The sequence below is a fragment of the Pengzhenrongella sp. genome, assembly GCF_036565025.1.
GTDB lineage: Bacteria > Actinomycetota > Actinomycetes > Actinomycetales > Cellulomonadaceae > Pengzhenrongella.
The window spans coordinates 1-5,635 of record NZ_DATCNW010000159.1 but is presented as its reverse complement, the minus strand read 5'-3'; the positions used below and the strand labels follow the sequence as shown (position 1 = coordinate 5,635).

Genomic DNA, 5,635 nt, shown 5'->3' with positions numbered 1-5,635 from the left:
GGCGAGCCGCGGGTGTCTTTCCACCAGGCAGGCCGGGACTATGACCGCGGCGAACGCAGTGAGCGCGATGGCTGGGTACCGGGACGCCAGCTCGTTGAATCGCCACTGCGCGATCCCAAGCAGGCACACGTTGGCGCTGGGGTAGTTTTCGCACTCCACGAGAAGTCGAAGGGCGATCGTGAGAGCTCCGTTCGTGCCGTAGAGGACCAGACCGCTCACGGCGGTGAAGAGGATGGCGGCCATCCTGCTCGGCGTCCACCAGCGCACCCGGGCGCGAGTCACCACCGGACCGAACGGTGCGGGGGGACGCGATGGCTGGGCGAACGGTGCGGTGGGCGCGAGGACGTGGTGACGCGGGTTCAGGTTCATGTTCGCCGACGCTAGGCAGGCCGCTGGACCGCTGCGCAGGTTCTGCACAGCCCGTGACCTGGGGGTGGCACGCGTGCAGCCTGTGGGTGGCGCGCGCGATGATGGCCTCGTGAACGACCAGCAGAGGGACCCCGACGCCGATCTCGACGAGGCCGCAGCGCGGCACCGATGGGCCGAGCTCGCCGAGCAGATCCGCGACCATCAGTTCGCGTACTACGTGCGCGACGCCCCGACCGTCAGCGACGGGGAGTACGACGTGCTGCTGCGGCGCCTCGGCGCGCTCGAGGACGGGTATCCCGAGCTCGGGCTGCGGACCCCGGAGTCGCCCACCCAACTGGTGGGTGGCACGTTCTCGACCGAGTTCACCGCGGTCGACCACGTCGAGCGGATGCTGTCGCTGGACAACGCGTTCTCCCGGGAGGACCTCGCTGCGTGGGCGGAGCGGGTCCACCGGGACCTCGACGGCTCCGCGGCCGGGCTGGAGTACCTGTGCGAGCTGAAGATCGACGGGCTCGCGATCGCGGTGACCTACGAGAACGGCCGGATGACGCGTGCCGTGACCCGCGGCGACGGGCGCACCGGTGAGGACGTGACGAACAACGTCCGCACGATCCAGGGCGTGCCGCACGTCCTCGCGGGCAGCGACCACCCCCAGCTGATCGAGGTGCGCGGCGAGATCTTCCTGCCCGTGGCGGGCTTCGAGGCGCTCAACGTGTCCCAGGTCGAGGCGGGCAAGGCGCCGTTCGCGAACCCGCGCAACGCGGCCGCGGGCTCGCTGCGTCAGAAGGACCCGCGGGTCACGGCCGGTCGACCGCTGGCGATGCTCGCGCACGGCATCGGGGCGTTGCGCTGGGCGGGGCACCCGAACGCGATCGAGCGGCAGAGCGCCGGGTACGACCTGCTCGGAGGCTGGGGGGTCCCGGTCTCGACGCGCAGCCGGGTCGTGTCCGACCTGGCCGGCGTCGAGGAGCTGATCGAGCACTATCGCGAGCACCGGCACGACGTCGAGCACGAGATCGACGGCATCGTGGTCAAGGTCGACCAGATCGTGTTCCAGCGCCGGCTCGGCGCGACGAGCCGGGCCCCGCGGTGGGCGATCGCGTACAAGTACCCGCCCGAGGAGGTCAACGCCAAGCTCCTCGACATCCGCGTCAACGTCGGGCGCACCGGTCGGGTGACGCCGTTCGGCGTGATGGAGCCGATGCTCGTCGCGGGGTCAACGGTCGAGATGGCCACGCTGCACAACGCGAGCGAGGTCAAGCGCAAGGGAGTGCTGATCGGGGACACGGTCGTGCTGCGCAAGGCCGGCGACGTCATCCCGGAGATCGTGGGACCCGTCGTCGAGCTGCGCGACGGCAGCGAGGTCGCGTTCGTGATGCCGGACGTGTGCCCGGCCTGCGGGACGGCGCTGGCCCCGGCCAAGGAGGGGGACATCGACATCCGGTGCCCCAACTCCCGGTCCTGCCCGGCCCAGCTGCGTGAGCGGCTGTTCCACGTCGCCTCGCGCGGAGCGTTCGACATCGAGGCGCTCGGCTGGGAAGGCGCCAATGCGCTGCTCGAGGCGGGGGTGGTCACCGACGAGGGGGACCTGTTCAAGCTGGACGCCGAGGCGCTACGGAAGGTGCCGCTCTTCGTGCTCTCGATCGGGTCCAAGATCAAAGGCCGGGTCCGCGAGGCGGGCGACCTGAACACCGTGGGGGAGAACCTGCTCACGAACCTCCAGAATGCTGCCAAGGAGACCGCGCTGTGGCGGGTGATCGTCGCGCTGTCGATCCGGCATGTGGGCCCGACGGCGGCGCGCGCCCTCGCGACCGAGTTCGGGTCACTCGACGCGATCGAGAAGCTCGCACGGGGCGAGGACGCCTCGGCGCTCGCGGCCGTGGACGGCGTCGGACCGACGATCGCGACCGCGGTGCGGGACTGGTTCGAGCAGCCAGGCGAGGACGCGAAATGGCACGCCGAGATCGTCCGCAAGTGGGCGGCGGCCGGCGTGCGGATGGCCGACGTCCGCGACGAGTCCGTCCCGCGGACGCTCGAGGGCGTGACCGTGGTGGTGACCGGATCGCTCGACGGGTACTCCCGGGACGGCGCGAAGGAGGCCATCATCGCGCGCGGCGGGAAGGCGGCCGGGAGCGTCTCGAAGCACACCGACTTCGTCGTCGTCGGGGAGAACGCCGGGACCAAGGAGGCGAAGGCGCGCGAGCTCGGGCTGAGAATCCTCGACGAGGCCGGCTTCACGAAGCTGCTCGCCGAGGGGCCCGAGGTGCTGGCCGCCGAGGGGCCGGAGGAGCAGGTCGCAGAGGGGGCCGAGGAACTGCTCGCCGAGGGACCGGAGGCCACGGTTGTCTGAGCGGGTGATCCGGCTCGCGACGGCGGATGACGATCTCACCGCGGCGGGCGCGCTCACGGCCGAAGCGTTCCGCGCGGACGGGCTGCTCGACGACGGCGACGCCTACCTCAGCGAGCTGCGCGACGCGGCCCGTCGGGCCCGCGAAGCTCGGCTGCTGGTCGCGCTGGTGCCCGCCGACGGACCGGTCGAGGACGGGCGCGACGGCATCGACAGCGGTGCGGGCGTGCGCGGCGGCACGGGCGTGCCCGAGGGCGGAGCGGGCGTGCCCGACGGCGGAGCGGGCGCGCCTGACGGCGGAGCGGGCGCGCCTGACGGCGGAGCTGGCGCGCCTGACGGTGGAGCGGGCGTGCCCGATGGTGGAGCTGCCAGCCCGTCGACACGAATGGCTCTCGTCGGAACGGTCACCGTCGCCCCGGCGGGAAGCCCGTACGCGGACATCGCGGGCCCGGGCGAGGTCGAGGTCCGGATGCTGGCTGTCGCGCCTCGAGCTCGTCGGCGCGGCATCGCCGAGGCGCTCACCCGGGCGGCGATGCTTGACGCGGCCGGCCTCGGCGCCGAGCGGGTCGTCCTGTCGACCACGGACGCGATGACCACCGCGCACCGGCTGTATGCCCGCCTCGGGTTCGTCTCGAGGCCCGAACGGGACTGGCACTACGGCAGCCTCGCGCTACGCGTCTACACCTGGGACGTCCCGCGCGGCCCCGGTGCCCGCGTGGAGAGCGCGGTATGGCACCCGCGCGAGGTGCGCCACGTCGGCGGTTGGCGCGTCGGGCTCTCCGGTGGTTTCACCCGCCGCGCGAACAGCGTCCTGGCGCTCGCCGAGCCCGACGACGTCACGGAGAGCATCGACGAGGTCGAGCGGATCTACGCCGCGGTCGGGCAGCCCGCGATCTTCCGGGTGTGCGGGCAGTCCCGGCCCGACGACCTCGACGACCTGCTGGACGCGCGCGGCTACAGCGACGTCTCGCACACGGTCGTGATGGTGCGCGAGACGCTGGACGGGCTGCCGGCCGTGGACGTGATGGACTTTGTGCGCGACGCGGACGATGCGGACGATGCGGACGACGCGAACGACGCGAACGGCCTGGACCGCTCGGACGATGCGGAGGGCTTGGACCGCTCGGACGATGCGGATGGCTCAGACGGCTCCGGCGAATCGGACGACTCCGACGACGCGAGCGGCTCGGACTTTGCGGACGGTTCGGACGCCTCGGACGCCTCGGACGGTGCGCTGAACCTTGATGCTGAGGTGGAAATCGGCAAGTCGTCGGATGCTTCGCCTGACGGCTTCGCGTACGTCGTGACCGACGAGCCGGACGAGGCGTGGCTCGCCGCGTGGCTGGCCACGAAGGCGCAAGAACCTGTCGACCATTCGCTGGCCGCGAGCGTTCTGTCCGGTGGACGTGCCATCTACGTCCGCGCGCAGGACGCGGGCACGGGAGCGACCGTGGGCGTGATCCGCGCGGCGCTCGAGCAGGAGTGGGTCGGTCTGTCGTGCCTGGTGGTGCGGCCCGACGCACGACGCCGCGGCGTGGGGCGCGCACTCACGCTCGGCGCGTTGCGGCTGGCCGCGGCGCGTGGCGCGCAGCGCGCGTTCTTGCAGGTCGTGGACTCGAACGAAGCGGCGATCGCGCTCTATGGGCAGCTCGGGTTCGGGCCGGCCGAGCGGTATCACTACCGCCAGCGCTGAGCATCCCAGGTGAGTCCCACGGCGGCGAGGAGTGCTGGAGCCATGAACGTTCTGATGGCTGGCTTGCGGGTCGCTACGGCGTTCGATCAGGGTCTGGCATGTCGAGGTCAGATCCGCGACCCCTCGGAATGGTCGCAACTCCTGCCTCGAGATCGATGTCGAGTCCCGGTGCCGCGGAGCCGGTTTGGCGGATCTCGCCGCGTCGGCGCTCCTGCTCCGCGACGAGATGGTGGTGACTCGGCTGAAAGACCTCGATCAGGTCTCCGATGAATCCGGAACCTTCGGCTCGGCGACGCTCCCATTCCGCCCATCGCCGCTGCTTCGGCCGGCCCCCGACGGCACCCCGGTGTGCGACGACCCTGTCCACGACCAGCAAGGCAACCGCCATGCCGATCGCGAGCAGGAGCCAAGCCGTTGCTTCCATCGTTCGAGTATCGCCTGAGTCTTCTCGGCCGGCACGGCATCGGCGGCGAGGGGCCGATCGGAACCTGGACCCCGACCCCGGACCCCCGACCCCCGGATCCCCGACCTCCGGACCGGGACCTCGCCTTCGCCCGCGCCCATCGCGCTCACTCCACCGCGAGCCAAGTGAGCTCATCCCAGCGCGAGACAAGCCGATGACTCATCCCAACGCAGACTTCGCACCAGGTCACGCCGGTGTACGAGCCAGCATGGGACGCAGCGAAGCACGCACGCCAAATGAACTCATCCCGGCGCACGCCAAAGGAACTCAATCCCGGCGCGAGCCAAATGAACCTGTGATCCAGATCGAACTCGTCTCGAAGCTGCTCGAGGCCGGCCCCCGAGTCACGACACCGCTCGCCTCGACTCAGAACGGTGGTTCGTCCGGGAGTTCGACCTTGGGCAGGGCCTCGATTCGGGGGCGGGGTTCGACGGTCGGGTCGGCGGGGTAGGAGGGTCGTTCGTAGCGGTGCCCGGTGGGCGCGGTCCAGGTCGTGGTCCCGGTCGCCGCGTCGCGTACGACGTCCCAGTCGCCGTCCGTCTTCATCACATGGTGGTGCTTGCAGAGACTATGAACGTTTTCGCACGTGGTCTGCTCGTCGCCGGGGCGTTCCTTGCCGTGGTCGTCGTGGAACGCGACGCGGTGGTCCAGCTCGCATCGCCAGGCGGGCATGCGGCACCCCGGGAACGTGCAGGTCACGTCCCGGGCGATCACGGTGTCGGCGAGGAACGCCGCGGGCCGGTACCCGCGGGGCCCGATCCCG

At 71.2% G+C, this 5,635-nt stretch carries 5 protein-coding genes and 1 pseudogene; 3 read left to right on the top strand and 3 right to left on the bottom strand.

The genetic code is table 11. The annotated features are described in order from the left end of the window. Positions 1–369, bottom strand: a 369-nt coding sequence (locus tag VIM26_RS09115; RefSeq protein WP_331950344.1) for a hypothetical protein, incomplete at its 3' end; no start/stop codon positions are given. Between VIM26_RS09115 and ligA the strand changes: the two genes are divergently transcribed. Continuing rightward, positions 368–2,719 carry an NAD-dependent DNA ligase LigA gene (gene ligA / locus VIM26_RS09110; protein WP_414696463.1) on the top strand — a complete coding sequence of 784 codons (2,352 nt, stop codon included), beginning with the start codon at positions 368–370 and terminating at the stop codon, positions 2,717–2,719. The genes VIM26_RS09115 and ligA overlap by 2 nt on opposite strands. Beyond that, positions 2,712–4,409 (top strand): GNAT family N-acetyltransferase, encoded by a 1,698-nt coding sequence (locus tag VIM26_RS09105; RefSeq protein ID WP_331950340.1) that lies wholly within the window; start codon positions 2,712–2,714, stop codon positions 4,407–4,409. Before ligA ends, VIM26_RS09105 begins: the two co-directional genes overlap by 8 nt. Before the next feature lie 73 nt (positions 4,410–4,482). Here VIM26_RS09105 and VIM26_RS27030 read toward each other — a convergent pair whose 3' ends face one another. Next, positions 4,483–4,602, bottom strand: coding sequence for a hypothetical protein (locus tag VIM26_RS27030; RefSeq protein ID WP_414696464.1), 120 nt, complete (start codon positions 4,600–4,602; stop codon positions 4,483–4,485). On the opposite strand from VIM26_RS27030, the gene VIM26_RS09100 reads away from it, so the two are divergent. Further along, positions 4,594–4,851, top strand: a complete 258-nt coding sequence (locus VIM26_RS09100) for a hypothetical protein (RefSeq protein ID WP_331950338.1) — start codon at positions 4,594–4,596, stop codon at positions 4,849–4,851. The genes VIM26_RS27030 and VIM26_RS09100 overlap by 9 nt on opposite strands. 387 nt (positions 4,852–5,238) lie before the next feature. On the opposite strand, the pseudogene VIM26_RS09095 reads toward VIM26_RS09100, so the two are convergent. Continuing rightward, a pseudogene (locus tag VIM26_RS09095) lies at positions 5,239–5,635 on the bottom strand (HNH endonuclease signature motif containing protein); the annotation flags it as partial.

Bases quoted from the DNA above. Each gene is read 5' to 3' on its own strand.
- ligA (WP_414696463.1), top strand. From the start codon at position 368: ATGTTCGCCGACGCTAGGCAGGCCGCTGGACCGCTGCGCAGGTTCTGC.